The sequence below is a fragment of the Luteimonas sp. A501 genome (genome assembly GCF_054052085.1).
On record NZ_JBSVRI010000040.1, the window covers coordinates 1 to 552 of the forward strand.

The window sequence follows — 552 nt, forward strand, 5'->3', positions numbered from 1 at the left end:
GCCTAACACTTGAATTAAGCCGCGCCGCGAAGCGGCGTCGGCTTGAATGAACTGTTAGGCGGCATCTGCGTGGTACTACGACCGCCAACATTGAAGAGCATAAAGCGCACCCGCCGCATGACGACCCCAGTGTATGTTGAATGAGTCACGCCACTCCCAAGCCGCGGCAGCAAGGTTCCCCTTTTGGTACAGCGCCAGCCCTCCCTTTAGATCCCGCCAGATATCCGCGAGGTCGTCGGCGAGGTCTCCAATGCCAGGAGATGGGTCTACTGTGTCATGCGGCTCGGAGTACGCGGCGTAGTAATTGAACGGCATCGCTCCAAAGCGCCTGTAGATCACCAACCACTCTTCGTGAGGCAGTTCGGAGGCGTCTTCTTCATCGAAGAGCGGCGGGAGTTCCTGCACCTGCGCGTAGAGCTGGGAGAGCAGCCTAAGCGCGGTATCGGCTTCGTCGTCCGGCAGCGCCGGACTGCCTTCCGCCCATTGGCAGAACGCGGTAGCGGTGTGAGAGAAGACATTAAGTTGCTGCATTGGTCGTGTGCCGCCTAACAC

The 552-nt window shown here is 59.4% G+C and carries 1 protein-coding gene; it reads right to left on the reverse strand.

From position 1 onward, the window contains the following. Window positions 1–75 precede the first annotated feature (75 nt). Window positions 76–552 (reverse strand): DUF5063 domain-containing protein (locus ACW7G5_RS14800; RefSeq protein ID WP_457005785.1); only part of this gene is annotated, 477 nt, incomplete at its 5' end.